Source organism: Actinotalea ferrariae CF5-4 (assembly GCF_000603945.1).
Classification (GTDB): Bacteria; Actinomycetota; Actinomycetes; order Actinomycetales; family Cellulomonadaceae; genus Actinotalea; species Actinotalea ferrariae.
Map to the genome: position 1 here is coordinate 1 of NZ_AXCW01000400.1, position 2,335 is coordinate 2,335.

Consider the following 2,335-nt stretch of genomic DNA (forward strand, 5'->3'; position numbering starts at 1 on the left):
CCGCGGACGCCCGCCTTCCGGAGCTCCCGCTCGTCCCCCCGGTCGGCAGGGTCCGCCCCGCCGACGGTCCGGGCCGGGCCGACGGCCTGCCCACGCTCGACGACCTCCTCGCCTCGCGCCCCCGTCCGGCGAGCGGGCCCGCGGAGCTCGGCTGGCGCGCCGTCGTCCGCCGGGCGTCGGGGGGTCTGCTCAGCCTGCCTCCCGGCCCGGAGGAGCAGCAGGTCCGGGAGTCGGTCGCCGCGGTGCAGCGCCGTCTCGACGGGCCCCGGACGGTCGTCGTCATCAACCCCAAGGGCGGGGCGCACAAGACGACGGCGACGCTGCTCCTGGCGGCCACGTTCGGCAGCCACCGAGGGGGCTCCGCCCTCGCCTGGGACAACAACGAGACGCGCGGCACGCTCGGCTGGCGGTCCGAGCACGGCGCCCACCAGCGCACGGCCGTCGACCTGCTGGACGACCTGCACCGGTTCGAGGACCCGACCTCGGCGCGGGTCGGCGACCTCGACGCGTACGTGCGCTCCCAGTCCGCGCAGTTCGACGTGCTCGCCTCGGACGAGGACGCGGCGTCGGCCGCGTCGATCGACGCCTTCGCGTTCCGATCCCTGCACCGCACCCTCCAGCGGTTCTACCGCGTGATGGTCGTCGACACGGGCAACAACATGCGCGCCTCGAACTGGCAGGCGGCCATCGAGGCGGCCGACCAGGTCGTCGTCGTCTCGACCGTCCGCGAGGACACCTCGCAGTCCGCCGCCTGGGCGCTGGACGCGCTGCGGGCCGCGGGCAAGGAGGACGTCGTGCGGCGCGCCGTCACCGTCCTGTCCGACCCGGCCACGCGTCGCGACGCCGCCCTGCACCAGCGGCTGCACGACCACTTCGGCCGGCTCACCCGGGTCGTGCTCGACGTCCCGTACGACCCGTCCCTCGTCTCGGGCGGGCCGCTGGACGTCGACGCCCTCTCCCGCCAGACCCGGGAGGCCTGGCTGCACGTCGCCGCCGCGGTCGCGGACGGGTTGTGAGCGGTCCGGTCATGACGAGGTCCGGGCCGCCGGAGGCGCTGGTCGTCCACCCGGACGGCCAGCCGGTCCGTGCCGCGACCGTCGACGACGCGGAGGCCGTCGCCGCGCTCGTCCACGCCGCCTACCGGGGCGAGGAGAGCCACGAGGGGTGGACGACGGAGGTGGGCCTCGTCGCGGGGAGCCGGACGGACGCGGACACGGTCCGGGCTCTCGTCGAGGCGCCCGACAGCCTCGTGCTCCTCGCGGAGGACGACGAGGGCGCGCTCGCCTGCTGCCACCTGACCCGGCACGACGGGCACGCCTACCTGGGCATGTTCGCGGTCCGGCCGGGCCATCAGGGGCAGGGGATCGGCCGCCGGGTGCTCGACGCCGCGTCCCTGTGGGCGCGCGCCTGGGGTGTGCCGGACCTGCGGCTGAGCGTCCTCGACCAGCGCCACGAGCTCATCGCCTGGTACGAGCGCCGGGACTTCGTCCTGACCGGCGAGTCGGAGCCGTTCGGGGCGACGGCGGAGATCGGCCGCCCCCTGCGGGAGGGCCTCACGCTCCTGACGATGTCGCGGCCCGTCCGGCTCGAGGACTGACGGTCAGCCGAGCAGCCGGTCCAGCGTGACGAAGGAGTACCCGCGCTCGCGCAGGCCGGCGATGATCGCGGGCAGGGCGTCGGCGTCGAACGTCGTGCCGTCGTCCGGGTTCGCGCCGACGTGCAGGAGGACGACGGCGCCGGGGGTGGCGGCGGCCAGGACGCGGTCCACGACGCGCTGCACCGTCATCCGGGAGGTCCCGGTCCAGCCGAGCGAGTCGACCGTCCAGCGGACCGGCACGTAGCCGGCGTCGTTGACGGCGGCGACGTCCGCCGCGGTCCGGTCGCCGTAGGGGAAGCGGAACAGGGGGCACGCCGCGCGCCCGCCGGCGGTCCGGATGGCGCCCTCCGCCGCGGCGAGGTCGGCGGCGATCTGCGCGTTCGTCAGCAGCGGGTAGTGGTCGTGCGCGTCGCTGTGGTTGCCCATCCGGTGACCGGCGGCCGACATCGCGGCCACCTGCGACGGGTACCGCCGTGCGAAGTCGCCCGTGACGAAGAACGTCGCCGGTACGCCCTCGGCGCGCAGGGTCGCCAGGATGCTCGCGACGCCCGCGTCGCTCGAGCCGCCGTCGAACGTCAGGGCGACGACGGCCCGCGTCGTCGGGATGCGCTCCCAGTCCACGCCCCGCAGGGCGGCCGGCACGACGCACGACGCGGCCGGCGGGGGCGCGGGAGGCGGGGGAGGCGCGGGCGGAGGAGGAGGCGGGGGCGGTGCCGCCGTCGGAGCAGGCGGCGGGGA

At 76.5% G+C, this 2,335-nt stretch carries 3 protein-coding genes; 2 read left to right on the forward strand and 1 reads right to left on the reverse strand.

The features are described 5' to 3' along the window. Together N866_RS21670 and N866_RS18210 are read left to right on the forward strand one after the other, a co-directional pair. Positions 1–1,016, forward strand: a 1,016-nt coding sequence (locus tag N866_RS21670; protein WP_052023246.1) for a MinD/ParA family ATP-binding protein, incomplete at its 5' end; no start/stop codon positions are given. An 11-nt stretch (positions 1,017–1,027) separates the two neighbouring features. Further along, positions 1,028–1,597, forward strand: coding sequence for a GNAT family N-acetyltransferase (locus N866_RS18210; RefSeq protein WP_052023248.1), 570 nt, complete (start codon positions 1,028–1,030; stop codon positions 1,595–1,597). 3 nt (positions 1,598–1,600) lie between these two features. On the opposite strand, the gene N866_RS18215 is transcribed toward N866_RS18210, so the two are convergent. Further along, on the reverse strand, positions 1,601–2,335 hold a 735-nt coding region (locus tag N866_RS18215; RefSeq protein WP_034229385.1), incomplete at its 5' end, for a polysaccharide deacetylase family protein.

Coding starts and splice junctions, on each gene's coding strand:
- N866_RS18210 (WP_052023248.1), top strand. CDS start 1,028: ATGACGAGGTCCGGGCCGCCGGAGGCGCTGGTCGTCCACCCGGACGGC.